The sequence below is a fragment of the Lentilactobacillus laojiaonis genome (genome assembly GCF_020616595.1).
Classification (GTDB): Bacteria; Bacillota; Bacilli; order Lactobacillales; family Lactobacillaceae; genus Lentilactobacillus; species Lentilactobacillus laojiaonis.
Genome location: NZ_CP085278.1, coordinates 257,962 through 272,996, shown reverse-complemented (window position 1 = coordinate 272,996; position 15,035 = coordinate 257,962). Strand labels below are relative to the sequence as shown.

Below are 15,035 nucleotides of genomic sequence, written 5' to 3'. Positions count from 1 at the left end.
TTTTTATTAGTCTTTTTCTAAAACCGTTACACTTTCAATATGCACAGTTTGTGGAAATTGGTCAACTGGTTGAATTGGATCTTTAATTGAATATCCTAATTCCATAAATCTTTGTACATCCCTAGCTAGGGTAGCTGGATTACATGAAACATAAACTACTCGTTTGGGTGCCATTTGACTTACACTTTCAATTAAGGAAGCATCTAAACCTTTACGTGGTGGATCTACCACAATTACGTCCGGTTTAAGCCCATCAGCTTGCCATTTAGCCATTTGATCTTCGGCCTTATTAGCTACAAATTCAACATTCTCAATATGATTAAGTTGGGCATTTAATTTAGCATTTTCAATAGCTTCTTCAACTACTTCGACTCCATAAACTTGCTTAACGTGTTGGGCTAAAGTAAGTGAAATAGTTCCGATACCACAATAAGCATCAATTACAACATCATCTGGTTTTAAATCTGCTTTTTGAACAGCTAAACTATATAATTTTTCAGTTTGTTCGGGATTAACTTGATAAAATGATGTAGCAGAAATTTCAAATTCTAATCCTAATAAAGTATCTTTAATCGTTGGTTTACCATGTAAAACAATGTTTTTATGTCCCATTAAAGCATTGGTTTTTTCGGAATTAACATTCTGAATAATACTATCAACATTAGGTAATTGTTTAAGGATATCATTCACGATAAATTCCTTATTCGGTAATTTATTGGTACGGGTAATTAACACAATCATCATTTCATGACTATTACGACCACGTCTAACCATCACATTACGAATAGTTCCCTTATGAACTCTTTCATCGTATGGAGTTACTTGGAATTTTCTTAAAACATCTCTTACTGCTAGGATTGCTTTATCGATTTCTTCATCTTGGATATAGAAATCTTCAATCGGCACCACATCATGCGAATGTTTACGATAAAAACCAGTTTCTAGCTTACCGTTAACCATTCTAACAGGAACTTGGGCTTTATTACGGTAATGAGTAGGATCATCCATACCAATCGTATCTAAAACTTCTGTTTCAATTCCTAATTTTTGAAAATCAATTTCAACTTGGTGTTTCTTAAAAGCTAATTGGGCATCGTATGCTAAATGTTGAAGCGGTGCGATTCCGGTTTGAGTATATACTCGATCAACTTCTTCTACTCGATTAGGACTCTTAACTAGATATTGCATTACTTTACCAAAAGCATATGTTGACTTAACTTTAATAACTTTAATAACAGCTTCTTCATCAGGTAAAGTGTTCTCAATAAAGATCGGGAAATTATCAATTTTAGCTACTCCCATACCTTCATAAGTTAAGTCATTTATCTTAACCGTATATTCTTCATTTTTAATTACTGGAATTGTTTTTTTCATATAATTTTTTCACCTATATATTTTAAATAAAAATTGCGAAACGAAATTCGTCTCGCAATTTTAGACTATTATTTACTATCTCCATCAGGAATTTCTTTAACAATTTCAACAAACTTCTCTTCAGCTTGTTGAATTTCCTCACTCGGAGCATCAGAAATGGCCAATGATGGAATGGCATCCGTGTTAGCAAACATTTCAATGTGTTGCTTCAAATCAATAAAGGTCATAGGAGCGTCGCCACCATACTCGCCATCAATATTAATTTGCATTTTATCTTTTTTATTAACGGGTTGAGCAATTACCTTACTAGTTTTTTTGTAAATAATGCGACTATCATTAACATGGCGACCACCATTTAGCACCTTAGAAATTAAGTGTAAAATTTCTGCTAAATTACTGGTTTTAACAATAATCATAGTAAATTTACCATCATCTAGCGAGGCATCGGGAACTATTTGTTCAAAACCACCGACTGAATTAGTAAGGGCTAGGAAAAACATCGAAGCCTTGCCTTTAAATTCACCACCATCATATTGTAAATGCATTTGAACGGGCTTAATTCGTGGCAATAACTCTGCTCCCTTAACTAAGTACGCTAAATACCCAAAAATGGTTTTTAAGTCTGAAGGGACGTCATAAGTTAATTCCGTTAAAAGTCCCCCAGCAGCAATATTAATAAAGTATTTATCATTAGCCTTGCCAATATCCATATTAATGGTTTGATTTTTTAAAACAATCTTAGCTGCTTCAATTGGGTCTTCTCTTGGAATGTGCAAGGCTCTAGCATAATCATTAGTAGTCCCTGCTGGAATAATTGCCATTTTCGGGCGTTTTTCTAGCGGAGCTATTCCATTAACTACCTCATTAATCGTTCCATCTCCACCGGCGGCAACTATCAATTCAAAACCATCTAAAGCTGCGCGTGTGGCTTCGTTTTTAGCCGAATCCTTTTCAGGAGTGGTTGCAAAGGCACTAGTTTCATAACCAGCCTTTTCAAAAACATTTAGAATACCAATCATTTTTTGTTTTAAGATTTCTCTCCCAGATGTGGGATTATAGATTACCCGTGCTCTTTTCCGCATAATAAATCCGACCTTTTATTTATTCATTGATGCAATTAACAGTTTATTAACTACTGTTGGGTTTGCTTTACCCTGAGTTTTTTTCATAATTTGACCGACCAAGAAACCAATTGCTCGATCTTTACCATTATGGAAATCTTCAATAGATTGTGGGTTAGCTGACAAAATTTCATCAATAATTGGTTGAAGTTGACTTGGATCAGAGAGTTGAACCATGCCATTTTCTTCAACAAATTGTTTAGGTTCCTTACCTTCTGTAATAGCTTTGAAGACTTTCTTAGCCATTTTTGATGAAATGGTACCATCAGAAATTAAGTTAACCATCGTTGCTAAGTTTTCAGGAGTAATTTTAGTATCTTGCAAGTCCACTTGATTATCATTTAGATAAGCATTTACGTTTCCTTGTAGATAGTTGGCTGATTGTTTAGGATCAGCATGTAATTCAATCATACGATCATAAAAATCAGACATTTCTTTGGTTTGAGTCAATACCATGGCATCATATTCAGTAATACCTAATTCATTTACGTAACGATCGCGACGTTTACTTGGTGCCTCTGGTAAATTATTTTTAATTTCATCAATCCATGCGTCTGAGATTTCTAAAGCGGGAAGATCAGGTTCTGGGAAGTAACGGTAATCTTCTGCCCCTTCTTTAACACGCATGAGAATCGTTTGTCCGGTAGTTTCATCATAACGACGAGTTTCAGGTTGAATTTCTCCACCAGCCATAATGATTTTACGTTGGCGAGCTTCTTCAAAAGCTAAACCTTTTTTAACATAGTTAAATGAGTTTAAGTTCTTTAATTCTACCTTAGTACCGTATTCAGTTTGACCAATTGGACGAATTGAAATGTTAACATCAACACGCATTGATCCTTCTTCCATTTTAACGTCAGAAACGCCGGTAAATTGAATTTGTTGGCGTAATTCTTCTAGATAAGCATAAGCTTCATCAGGTGATGCAATTTCAGAAGTAGATACAATTTCAACCAAGGGAGTACCTTGACGGTTTAAATCCACATAAGAGTGATCGCCACCATGAGTATTTTTACCAGCATCTTCTTCAATATGCATTTCTTGAATGCCGATTTTTTTAGTTTGACCATCTACTTCAATTTCCACCCAACCATTTTGAGCTAATGGTGTGTCAGATTGAGTAATTTGGTAGGCTTTAGGATTATCTGGGTAAAAGTAATTCTTACGATCAAAATGTTGAATTTTAGAAATGTCAGCATGCAAAGCTAAAGCTGCTTTCATTCCACTTTCCACAACCCCTTTATTGGTGGTAGGTAAGACCCCTGGATAACCCCAATCGATTACGTTAGTATTTAAGTTTGGTTCAGCACCAAAATCAACTGGAGAAGGACTAAAAATTTTTGAGTTAGTTTTTAACTCAACGTGGACTTCTAATCCAATAACAGTTTCAAAATTCATTAGTTATTTCCTCCCATTTTTGGTGTGTTTTGATTAAATTTAGTTTCTTTTTCAAAGGCGTAACCAGCTTGATAAATGGTTGCTTCATCAAATGGTTTACCAATAAGTTGAATTCCCATTGGCATGCCGTCTTTATCCAATCCAGCAGGAACTGACATCGCTGGTAAACCAGCTAAGTTAACTGGTAAAGTAAGTGCATCGTTCATGTACATAGTCATTGGATCAGAAACATCTTCTCCAATGCCATAAGCAGTTGTTGGAGTAGTTGGTGCCAAAATTAAATCAACTTTTTTAAAGGCATCCTTAAAATCATTGATGATTAAAGTTCTAATTTGAGCGGCTTTTTTGAAGTAAGCATCATAATAACTAGATGATAGTGAGAAAGTTCCTAACATAATTCGCCGCTTAACTTCGTCACCAAATCCTTGTGATCTAGTTTCTACATATAAATCATCTAAATTTTTAGCATTTTCGGCTCTAAATCCATAACGAATACCATCAAATCTTTGTAAATTTGATGATGCTTCAGCTGAAGCAATAATGTAGTAAGCCGGTACCGCATAACTAGTATTAGGTAAAGAAATTGTTTCTACAGTTGCCCCTAATTGGCGATAATAGTCAGCTGCTTTTTGAACTGATTGCTTAATATCTGCTGAAATTTCTTCAGCTAGGTATTCTTCCGGAATTCCGATCTTCAAACCTTTAATATCTTTATCAAGATTAGCAGTAAAATCAGGAACTTCTTTGTCAGAACTAGTCATATCATGTTTATCTAAACCAGAAATTGCATTCAACATAACAGCATTGTCTTTAACCGTGCTAGTAATTGGTCCCACTTGGTCTAAACTTGATCCAAACGCAATAACTCCCCAACGAGAAACGCGACCATAAGTAGGTTTCATCCCAACTACCCCATTAAAGGCAGCTGGTTGTCGAATTGAACCACCAGTATCTGTACCAATTGCAGCTATCACTTCACCAGCAGCTACTGCAGCAGCAGACCCACCTGATGAACCTCCGGGAACCTTAGTAGTATCCCAAGGATTTTTAGTTACCTTAAAGGCAGAATTTTCAGTAGAACCACCCATGGCAAATTCGTCCATGTTAGTTTTACCTACGTTAATTGTATCTAAAGCATCCAGTTTATTAACCACAGTAGCACTGTAGATCGGGTTAAAATTAGCGAGCATTTTAGATGCGGCTGTAGTAGTTAGTCCTTTAGTAACTAAATTATCTTTAATTGCGACAGGAATTCCAGAAAGTACATTATTTGGATCAATTCCTTGTTGGTCTAATTGGCGTGCTTTGGCTAGTGCAGCTTCTTTATTTAAAGCTAAAAAAGCAGCCACTTTAGGATCAGTTTGATCGATATTTTCAAAAGTTTGTTTAGTTAATTCTTCAGCTGTAATTTCTTTATTAACTAATTTTTCGTGAAGAGAATCAATTGACTCTTTAAAGTAATTCATTATTCTCCGTCCCCACTTTCATCAATAATAGTTGGAACTTCAATAAATCCGTCCTTAGTTTCTGGAGCGGTATCTAGTAAAGCTTGACGCTGATTCCAGTTGTCAGCAATATCTTCTCGCATAGTGTTTAATTGGTCAGTAACACTATAAGTTGGATCTATGTTAGTTGTATCAACCTTATCAATGGTTTCAAACATACCAACAATATCATCGATTTGCTTAGTAAAATAATCTAACTTATTGTCATCTAATTTTAATTTAGCAAGTTCCGCTACGTGAGCAACTTCTTCTTTAGAGATGTTAGAACTCATTTAAATTCCTCTTCTTTCGTATCAAATTAATCATCTGTCATTTTATCACAGAAATATTTTTCATGTTTGCTAACTTTAATAGCTATTAAAAATATGCATGTTGAATTTCTTTTCATTAGCATTTCGACTTAAGAAACTTTGCATTTCATCCGTTGATTTAATGGTGATATCAATTGGAGTGTTAGCTGGTAAGTATTTTTGAGCTGCTTCTTGAATATATTGAGTAAAACTGGTGATTTCAGTTTGACTATAGAATTGAGTGTTAATATTAACATTCATACCTGAAAGTGAACCATTAGTATATTGTACTTGGGCAGTAATTCCACTTAAATTAGGGAAGAAGTTTTCCACTTGGCTCTTAAAGTTATTAAAGGCATCTACGTCATTAGAATTAGGACTAGATTTACCGGCTAAAATTGGAAATACATAATTTTTTTGATCAATTGCATTCCATTTATCTACAGAAGTGGCTTTACCATTATTAACTGAGTATGAGAAGAAGTTTCCTCCTACTAAGCTATCATTAGGGGCTTGCTTATAAAGTGCAATCACAATTGGAACATCTTTAAACGCAGCTTTTTTACGTAATCGTGCTAGCACTTCATTAGCAATTTTCTTACCTTCAGCTTTGACCGTGGCATTGCTAATATCAGTTTCAAAAGTGGCACCATATTGTTCTTTCTTATAGTAATCCACTGAATTAATTGCTAAACCGATAGTTACTCCTGACAATTTTAATTTCTTATTGTTTTGAGTCATAAAATCTTGTTCCGTAATTTGTGATAAATAAAGCGGATTACGGCCATTAGGAGTAGTTGAACCATTAGATTTAGGGTTTAAACCTTTGGGATTAGATTTAGATTTTCGGCCAAGCCAACTTTCGACAGTTGCCGTTGAAAGATATTGACCTTCTTGTAAAGCGTACTTTTTGGTAGAGAATTCTTTTTTAGAGATATCAATTAAACCATTTTGAAAACTCTTAGTATTGTATTCGTTAGAAGTTTGTTGAGAAGTTACCCCGCTAGACTTACTAGTTTGGTAATGCCCGTTTTTAATTACCCCTTGATAATACTTATTATTGGTTTGTCCAGTTAGCTGAGTAGTTCCTTTACTACTTTTATTATTAGTAGAATTACTCAATCCATCTGTACTACCACAAGCCGAAAGAGTGATTCCAGTCAATAATAAGGCTAAAGTTAAAGCAAATTTTTTCACGGTATTTCCTCCTCGAGATTAATTTTCTTGTTGCATCACTTGTTTTAAGTGTGACTCATCCCATATTTCAATACTTAATTCTAAGGCTTTATCATACTTACTGCCGGGATCTTCTCCCACAATCACTAAATCAGTTTTTTTAGAAACTGAGCTACTAACTTTGGCGCCTTGATTTTCTAGCCATTCACTAACTTGTGATCGTGATAGATCAGCTAATTTTCCGGTTAAAACAATTCGCTTATCAGTAAAAAATGAATTGCTAGGGGTAGATGATTTACCTAAGTATTTCATATTAACACCGGCAGCTTTTAATTGCTGAATTAATTTTTTAGCTTGCTCCGTAGCAAAATAAGTACTAATACTATCAGCGATTACTAAACCCAAGCTATTAATTTGAGCAATTTCTTCACTAGTAGCCTGCATCAAAGTATCCATATCATTAACCTTTTGAGCAATTAGTCTAGCCGCTTTAGCACCCACATGGCGAATTCCTAAGCCATATATTAACCGTTCTAAAGAATTGGCCTTGCTATTGTCAATAGCGGCTAATAAATTATTAGCCGACTTCTCTCCAAACTTATCTAATGTTAATAGCTCATCAAACGTTAAATTGTATAAACCAGCTACGTCATTAACCAATTGTTTTTCAAAAAGTTGTGCCACAATTTTAGGTCCTAAGCCATCAATATTCATAGCATCTCGACTTGCATAGTGGGTCAATCCTTCAGATAACTGGGCTGGACACATTGGATTAATACATCTTAAAGCAATTTCACCATCTAAATGAACCAACTTTGAATCACATGATGGGCAATGGGTAATGATTGGGTAGCTTTGACTATCTTTTGGTCGCTTGCTAGGAATATATTCAGAAATTTCTGGAATAATATCCCCTGCTTTATGCAATTTAACCGTATCTCCTAAACGTATATCTTTTTGAATAAGATAATCAGGATTATGCAAAGAAGCCCTAGCTACAGTAGTCCCAGCTAAAATTACCGGATCCATTACCGCTGTGGGCGTTACCACCCCAGTTCTTCCCACTGTCCATTCAATATCGTTAACAATCGTTTCAGCTTCTTCCGGAGCAAATTTATAAGCAATTGCCCAACGAGGAACCTTTACAGTAGCGCCTAAAGTACCATGATCAGTTAAAGGATTGAGTTTAACCACAATTCCATCAATTCCATAGGATAAATCATCACGCCGAGTTTCAAATTCATCTAAATATTGGTTTAGTTCATCAACTGAGTTAACTGGTCTAAACTCAGGATTAACGTTAAAACCGAGTTCCGCTAATTCTTGTAGTAATTCTGTTTGAGTAGTGGCTTCTACTTGGCTATAATCAGCCACATTATACATAAAGGTACTTAGTTTACGCTTGGCAGTTACTTTAGGATCTAACTGACGTAAACTTCCAGCTGCAGCATTTCGAGGATTAGCAAAAGGAGCTTCTCCATTATCTTGACGAGCCTCATTTAATTCTGCAAATGAAGATTTGGGCATATAACATTCGCCCCGGACCTCAATATCAATAGGCTTAGATAACTTTTTCGGAATTGATTTAATAGTTTCTAAATTTTTGGTAATGTCCTCACCAATGCGACCATTACCCCTAGTAGATCCCTGAACAAATTTTCCCTTTTCATAACGAAGTGAGATCGCTAAACCATCAATTTTTAATTCACAATTGTAGTCATAGGGATAACCATCTTTAGTTAGATGATTAATAAATTCATATAATTCTGTTTTAGAAAAAACATCGCCCAATGATAGCATTGGAATGGTGTGCGTTACCTTACTAAGAACTGATAAAGTTTGATCACCGACCTTTTGAGTAGGTGATTCTGGAGTGATTATTTCAGGAAAGTCAGTCTCCAAATTAACCAACTCTTGATAGGCCTGATCATATACTGAATCTTCGACACTAGGTTGATCATGAACATAATATTCATTAGCCCATTTATTTAATTTATTTCTAAGTACCTCAGCCTGTTCGTCAGCTTCTAATTGAGTTAATGGATGATCTGATTTCAAAATTACACCCTCTCTTTAAATTTTAGTAATTGGTGCAAAGGCAGCTAATAAGCGTTTAATACCTTTTTCACTAAAGGCAATATCTAATTCCATATCTTCACCATTTCCTGAAACTTTAACTACAGTTCCTTGGCCCCAGGCTTTATGATTGACCTTATCCCCAACATTCCAGGACTTCTTGTCAGCACCTGATCCTTGAGGTTTTTCAACAATTTGGCTAGGACGATGGTAAGCAGTAGCCCTGGCTTGACTAGTTCGACGATCAAATGGAGTTTGAAGACTTGATTTAGATCCTCGATTTTGATTTTCATATTTTAATAATTCCGGCTTAATCTCGTTAATAAATCGTGACTCCGGATTATTTTGGCGGCGACCATATAGAGTTCGAGAAAATGCGTTAGTTAGGAAGAGTTTTTCTTTAGCTCGAGTAATTCCTACATAAGCTAAACGGCGTTCTTCTTGCATTTCACTTTCTTCTTGATTGGCCCGACCTAGCGGAAAAATTCCTTCTTCCATACCCATAATAAAGACTACGGGGAATTCCAAACCTTTGGCAGCATGTAATGTCATTAAAGTTACCTGACTGGTTTGTTCATCTACATCATCTTGAGCTGATACTAAGGCTAAATCACTTAAGAAATCAACTAAGTTATCAATGCCAGTTTGATCTGTATTATCTTGATCATACTTTTGCGTTACTGATATAAATTCATCAATATTTTCTAAACGTGACTGAGCTTCCAGTGATTTATTATTTTTCAAAGCATCTCGGTAGCCCGTTTGATCTAATAATAATTCTGTCATTTCAGTAATTGTTAGTTCACTAACTTTTTCATGAATACTTCTTAAAACATTACCAAATTGCTCAAGTGAATTTTTAGCCCGGGTAGAAATATCATTGGCTAACACTACATTTTGGGTGGCTTCTAATAAACTCCAACGATTATCATTGGCAAAAATTCTTAATTTTTCAATACTTGCTTGGCCAATTCCTCGTTTAGGTTCATTAACTATTCTTTCAAAACTCATCGAATCATTGGGATTAGCTAATAAAGTTAAATATGCTAATACATCCCGAATTTCTTTTCGTTCGTAGAACTTATGTCCACCCACCATGTTGTATGGAATATTTGATTTTAAAAGCGTTTCTTCCATAACTCGCGATTGAGCATTTGTTCGATATAAAATTGCAAAACTATTATAGTTACGATCAGCGGTTTTAAGTTCTTCTTGAATATTAGCCACGATATACCTAGCTTCATCACTTTCAGTTTGAGCTCGATAATATGAAATTTGCTCTCCGTGATCATTTTCGGTCCAAAGGTTTTTATCTCTTCGATTATCGTTATTAGCGATCACGGCATTGGCAGCATCTAGAATTACTTTGGTTGAACGATAATTTTGCTCTAATTTAGTAACATGCGCATCGGGATAATCATTTTCAAAATTTAAAATATTTTCCATATTAGCGCCACGCCAGCCGTAAATACTTTGATCGGCATCACCAACTACACAAATATTACGGTATTTGTCAGCCAGCATATTGACCAAGCGATACTGAGCTTCATTGGTGTCTTGGTATTCATCAACATGAATATATTGGAATTTATCTTGATAATAACTTAGGACTTCTTTTTCTTGTTCAAATAATTGAATAGTCATCATAATTAAATCATCAAAATCTAATGACTGGTTTCTACGTAACTCATTTTGATAATTTTCATATACCCTACCAACTACTTGTTCAAATGGTCCCGTAAATTCTTGTTGATATTGTTTTGGTGTTAAAAGGTCATTTTTAGCATTAGAAATTGCGGATAAAATGGCTCTAGGATCATATTGCTTAGGGTCTAAATTAAGATCATTTAAGATACGCTTAACCAATGTTCGTTGTTCACTAGTATCTGCAATCGTAAATGCACGATTGTATCCTAACTTATCAATTTCTCTTCTAAGGATTCGAACACATAAAGCATGGAAAGTCGAAACCCAAACATCATTACCACTTTCGCCTAGTAATTTACCCACTCGTTCACGCATTTCTCTAGCTGCTTTATTAGTAAAGGTAATCGCTAAAATATGCCAAGGAAGGGCATGTTTTTCTTCAATAATATAAGCAATTCGATGAGTTAAAACTCTTGTTTTACCACTACCAGCTCCAGCCATAATTAACAACGGACCTTCCGTATGTAAAACCGCATCCTGTTGTTCCTTATTAAGACCACTAATTAATTTATTTGTATCCACTTAACCCATTCCATCCTCTCGATAAATATCCTTTTAATTATACCAAAATTTACATGATTTTTCTGATATTATAAGGAATCTAAAGAAATAAAAAATGTCGACTAAGTCGACATTTTTTATTTACTATATTTTCCTTTAAAACTAAGATCATTCCAAATAGTAGTCGAATCAATTTGTTCCAAAGTTTTTTTAACTGATTGAGTAGGAATTAAAATATATCCAACATAATCGGTATCATTCTCACCATAGCCAAAGTTAAATGCAAAATGCCAGTTATTTTTAATGATAAACTGGGTCATAGTCCGATCGTAATCTCGGTTTCTAATCATTTGCTGAACAGTCTTAAATCCATCTTCTAATTCTGTTATTTCTAAGTTAGCAATGGCTTTAATTTGTTCAATAAATTGTGTAGAGTTACTACTATATTCCAATACTAGTCCTGCATTACTTAATTTAGGAGTAATTTTATTAATATAAATTGAACCACTTTTAGAAATAAAAAATGAAATTTCTAAAGTTCCAATAAAATCTAAATTTTCAATAATTGCTTGACTGATTCTTCGCATTTCTGTGTCAAAAGCTGGGTCTAAATTTTCCGCTGAAAAAGCGGTCACTACCTTGCCATCATGATAGACAGTTTCAATAGTTGGAAAGAAATTGCTCCCATTTTTACCTTTAGTCACAATAATTGAATAATCTACATCATGTTCCACATAGGATTCTAAAATATAAGTCCCCGTATCTAATAGACTACCGGCATCAACAATATCGCTAGCCTTATTAATTAACAGTTCTTTACCGTTATTTAAAAATGGTTGAATGGGTTTTAATAGCGCTGGATAACCGATCGAACTCACTGCCTGATAAGCATCTTCTAAATTCACAATGGTGACATAAGGCACCGTGTTAATATTTAAGGTATCAAAAAATGAACGTTCAATAACTCGATCTTGAATAATATCCAAGATACTGCTTCCCTGAGGTACGGCAGTATATTCACTGATAAAGTGAACAATTTGTGGATCAATAGTATCACTATTATAAGTAACCACGTCACTTTGTTGGGCAAATTCAGTTAATGTTTCATGGTTAGAAAATGAAGCATTATAAGTAAAATCGGCATATTTCATAGCTGGATTATTTTGATTATCACTATAATAAGCAACTTTAAATCCCATTAAATGGGCCGCATTAACTAAATTAATATCATTAAATGCATTTCCAACAATCCCAATAGTCGATTGCGGATACAATACATCGGCTTCTACCATAGTCATTTTTCACTACTTTCCTGTTTTATAGATAATAAGTTATTTTAGCAATTAAATTTTAAATTCTCAATTAATAATCATTAATCATATTTATTCAAATGGTATTTCTCCACAATACTAATAATCTTTTGCGTATAGGTCGGATCTGTAGCATAACCATCTTGTTGTAGCCCGTTTGCGGCCTCAATATAATTACTTGCAGAAATAACTTCGTTGTACTGTTGAGAATTCCAATCCGTGCCTAAAGCTAATAATTTGGCATGATCGGTTAGCGAGTCTCTCCAACTATTATAGACTTTAAATTTGGCACTAACCGTTTCATATTTACCATTTACATATTCTTGGGTATTTAAATAAATCCCGGTTTCATTTTGACCAGCTTTGACCCCAAACAAATTATGATACTGACTGGATAACGTACTCCTCCCCCAATCAGATTCTAAAATTGCTTGTGCTAAAGTAATACTAGGTAAGACTTGGTAAGTTTGATAAAGTTGCTGAGCATCTGGCGCCAATTGGGAAATAAACTTTTTCCGATTAGCTAACTCTAAGGTTGTTGATTGATCTGGGTGACTACTAAAAATTATTTTAGCTCGTGACAAAAAATTAGCATTATTTGTCCAAGCAACTCCTAATACTGCCAGTAAACATAGACCGATTAATAATCCTCGATGATGCTTTTTATAATATCTTTTTCTCCCCAAAATTTATCAAATCTTTCTTTATTTTTTAATTACATGCTTAATTTTAAATCAAAATTATTTTAAGTTCCATCCCTATAATTCATTCTTATACTAATTGACAAACTTATATTTTTTAGGTACATTGTACAATGAAACTTAATTTTTGGAGGTCAATTAAATGCCTAAAAACACAGAACCTAGTGAAGCACAATCAAAATTTCATGTCGGGGACGAAGTTTCTTTTACCATTGAAAAAAGAAAATTTAGTGGCTTCATCGATAAGGGTTATACAAATTCATTTTTAATTACCTTTGAATCTGATGATCCCGACATCATCGACAAGTATCACAATAAAGTTGTTATTAATAATAAAAACCTTACTATGATAAAAGCTGCTCCAGTTATTGAAACTGATGATACTGAAAATACTGATGAAGAATCTGATAAGAAAACTAAAAAATAATTTTTAACCAGGACAATTTAATTGTTCTGGTTTTTTTTATTCATTATTTTTAATAAAGGCGCAGCAATTAGTGGTGTTACAATCCCACTGAAAATAGCTTCAGGTATTCCATTAGTTGCTACTACTCCTAATAAGTAAGGCAATAAAGCTTTAATGTTAACTTGATACAATTGGGGGGCATCTGAACGATAAAAAATATAGATTAATCCCAGAACTAAAATGGTGTTAGTTAATGTCCCACCAATCGCTGCAATAGAAATTGAAATTTTCTTATTTTTGAAACGATTTTTAAGTAAATTAAAAATCCAACCAGCTACCACAGCAATCATGATTCTTGGGATGATCGAAATAACTGGATTAACTAATACGATGGTCGCTAACGGACTCGTAGGCCATATGTATGCTCTAATAAACGTTATAAATCCCCAAACACCCCCAATGATAGCTCCATCTTTCATTCCTAAAACGACTGTAGCAATCGTAACGGTTACTGGAATGATCGTAATACTCAAGGGTCCCACTGGAATTAAGCCTAGTAAAGGTACAGTGGTTTGTAAAATAATAATGGCAATAAACATAGCTAATAAATTAAAACGAAAAGCCTGGTTTTTTTTCATAATACATTCACTTTCTCCTTAATAATTGGGTTAATTATACACTAACTAATTATAAGATTAACCCTTTATAAATTTATTTTAAAAACTATTTGACAATTAGTTAGGTACCGAATTATAATAGCAGACGTTAAAAAGTTAGGTACCGAATTATTTTAGAAAGAAGGATTAGTTGATGGATAATTTTAACGAGGAATTAATGAAACATCTCCACTTTATTAGTCAAGCTAGTAATACTTTTATGCGTCAAAATAACCAAAAATTTACGGGACAGCAACGAGTATTAGCTATTTTAGGCATTGAAGATGGTTTAAATCAAAGCTATTTAGCCAAGATTTTAGATCTAAGACCTAGTTCATTAGCAGAATTACTTAAAAAAATGGAAAACAATGGTGACATTGTTCGTAAAGAAGATACTAATGATAAACGGATTAAACACGTTTATTTAACAGAACAAGGCACTATGAAAGCCCAAGATAATCTTAAAAATAAAGATATTCCTGAAAATAATTTTTTTGCTGGATTATCTTTAGAAGAACAGCAACAATTTGATAAATATTTGAGTAAAATAGCTGACGGTTGGAGTGCTGATTTTAAGAAAATGGCGGAACACTTTGTTGATCCAACTGATCGGCTAAAATACATGCAAGATCTGCGCGATAGTTATTTTGAAAAATTAACTGATGCTCAAACCGATGCTGATTTAAAAAACATCCATAAACAAATGCGCCACGATATGCATCATCACATGCACCACGCCAACTTCGATCCTCGTAATGACTTTTTTAGAAATGGTTTTTGGAGTCGTCGTCCATTTAAAGAAGACAATGATTAA

At 34.1% G+C, this 15,035-nt stretch carries 13 protein-coding genes; 2 read left to right on the top strand and 11 right to left on the bottom strand.

The genetic code is table 11. The features are described 5' to 3' along the window. Positions 1–6: 6 nt before the first annotated feature. From rlmD to LHL71_RS01355, 10 genes are all read right to left on the bottom strand, one after another. Complete coding sequence (rlmD, locus tag LHL71_RS01400) at positions 7–1,374, bottom strand: 23S rRNA (uracil(1939)-C(5))-methyltransferase RlmD (RefSeq protein ID WP_227361272.1); 1,368 nt, start codon at positions 1,372–1,374, stop codon at positions 7–9. Between the two features lie 68 nt (positions 1,375–1,442). Beyond that, entirely contained in the window at positions 1,443–2,456 is a 1,014-nt protein-coding gene (locus LHL71_RS01395; RefSeq protein WP_227361271.1) for a diacylglycerol kinase, read from the bottom strand. Positions 2,457–2,471: 15 nt separating this feature from the next. Further along, on the bottom strand, positions 2,472–3,893 hold the full coding sequence (gene gatB / locus LHL71_RS01390) for an Asp-tRNA(Asn)/Glu-tRNA(Gln) amidotransferase subunit GatB (RefSeq protein WP_227361270.1): 1,422 nt from the start codon (positions 3,891–3,893) through the stop codon (positions 2,472–2,474). Beyond that, complete coding sequence (gatA, locus tag LHL71_RS01385) at positions 3,893–5,359, bottom strand: Asp-tRNA(Asn)/Glu-tRNA(Gln) amidotransferase subunit GatA (RefSeq protein WP_227361269.1); 1,467 nt, start codon at positions 5,357–5,359, stop codon at positions 3,893–3,895. Before gatA ends, gatB begins: the two co-directional genes overlap by 1 nt. Continuing rightward, positions 5,359–5,670, bottom strand: a complete 312-nt coding sequence (gene gatC, locus LHL71_RS01380; RefSeq protein WP_227361268.1) for an Asp-tRNA(Asn)/Glu-tRNA(Gln) amidotransferase subunit GatC — start codon at positions 5,668–5,670, stop codon at positions 5,359–5,361. The genes gatA and gatC overlap by 1 nt, the downstream gene beginning before the upstream one ends. Positions 5,671–5,745: 75 nt before the next feature. After that, positions 5,746–6,885 carry a CamS family sex pheromone protein gene (locus LHL71_RS01375; RefSeq protein WP_227361267.1) on the bottom strand — a complete coding sequence of 380 codons (1,140 nt, stop codon included), beginning with the start codon at positions 6,883–6,885 and terminating at the stop codon, positions 5,746–5,748. Positions 6,886–6,903: 18 nt separating this feature from the next. Next, on the bottom strand, positions 6,904–8,922 hold the full coding sequence (gene ligA, locus LHL71_RS01370) for an NAD-dependent DNA ligase LigA (RefSeq protein WP_227361266.1): 2,019 nt from the start codon (positions 8,920–8,922) through the stop codon (positions 6,904–6,906). Positions 8,923–8,937: 15 nt separating this feature from the next. Beyond that, positions 8,938–11,169, bottom strand: coding sequence for a DNA helicase PcrA (gene pcrA, locus LHL71_RS01365; RefSeq protein WP_227361265.1), 2,232 nt, complete (start codon positions 11,167–11,169; stop codon positions 8,938–8,940). Positions 11,170–11,285: 116 nt separating this feature from the next. Next, the gene (locus LHL71_RS01360; RefSeq protein WP_227361264.1) at positions 11,286–12,446 is read right to left on the bottom strand and encodes an ATP-grasp domain-containing protein; all 1,161 of its coding nucleotides are present in this window, start codon (positions 12,444–12,446) and stop codon (positions 11,286–11,288) included. Positions 12,447–12,520: 74 nt separating this feature from the next. Continuing rightward, positions 12,521–13,144 carry a glycoside hydrolase family 73 protein gene (locus tag LHL71_RS01355; protein ID WP_227361263.1) on the bottom strand — a complete coding sequence of 208 codons (624 nt, stop codon included), beginning with the start codon at positions 13,142–13,144 and terminating at the stop codon, positions 12,521–12,523. 157 nt (positions 13,145–13,301) lie between these two features. Here LHL71_RS01355 and LHL71_RS01350 point away from each other — a divergent pair, with 157 nt between their 5' ends. After that, complete coding sequence (locus tag LHL71_RS01350) at positions 13,302–13,586, top strand: DUF2187 domain-containing protein (protein WP_227361262.1); 285 nt, start codon at positions 13,302–13,304, stop codon at positions 13,584–13,586. Positions 13,587–13,603: 17 nt separating this feature from the next. Here the strand turns inward: LHL71_RS01350 and LHL71_RS01345 are convergent, their stop codons facing one another. Beyond that, complete coding sequence (locus LHL71_RS01345; protein WP_430689982.1) at positions 13,604–14,203, bottom strand: ECF transporter S component; 600 nt, start codon at positions 14,201–14,203, stop codon at positions 13,604–13,606. 172 nt (positions 14,204–14,375) lie between these two features. Between LHL71_RS01345 and LHL71_RS01340 the strand changes: the two genes are divergently transcribed. Continuing rightward, a complete protein-coding gene (locus tag LHL71_RS01340; RefSeq protein ID WP_227361261.1) occupies positions 14,376–15,035 on the top strand; it encodes a MarR family winged helix-turn-helix transcriptional regulator in 660 nt (219 codons plus the stop codon).

Bases quoted from the DNA above. Each gene is read 5' to 3' on its own strand.
- LHL71_RS01345 (WP_430689982.1), bottom strand. From the start codon at position 14,203: ATGAAAAAAAACCAGGCTTTTCGTTTTAATTTATTAGCTATGTTTATT.
- LHL71_RS01350 (WP_227361262.1), top strand. From the start codon at position 13,302: ATGCCTAAAAACACAGAACCTAGTGAAGCACAATCAAAATTTCATGTC.
- LHL71_RS01360 (WP_227361264.1), bottom strand. From the start codon at position 12,446: ATGACTATGGTAGAAGCCGATGTATTGTATCCGCAATCGACTATTGGG.
- gatA (WP_227361269.1), bottom strand. From the start codon at position 5,359: ATGAATTACTTTAAAGAGTCAATTGATTCTCTTCACGAAAAATTAGTT.
- rlmD (WP_227361272.1), bottom strand. From the start codon at position 1,374: ATGAAAAAAACAATTCCAGTAATTAAAAATGAAGAATATACGGTTAAG.
- gatC (WP_227361268.1), bottom strand. From the start codon at position 5,670: ATGAGTTCTAACATCTCTAAAGAAGAAGTTGCTCACGTAGCGGAACTT.
- LHL71_RS01340 (WP_227361261.1), top strand. From the start codon at position 14,376: ATGGATAATTTTAACGAGGAATTAATGAAACATCTCCACTTTATTAGT.
- LHL71_RS01395 (WP_227361271.1), bottom strand. From the start codon at position 2,456: ATGCGGAAAAGAGCACGGGTAATCTATAATCCCACATCTGGGAGAGAA.
- gatB (WP_227361270.1), bottom strand. From the start codon at position 3,893: ATGAATTTTGAAACTGTTATTGGATTAGAAGTCCACGTTGAGTTAAAA.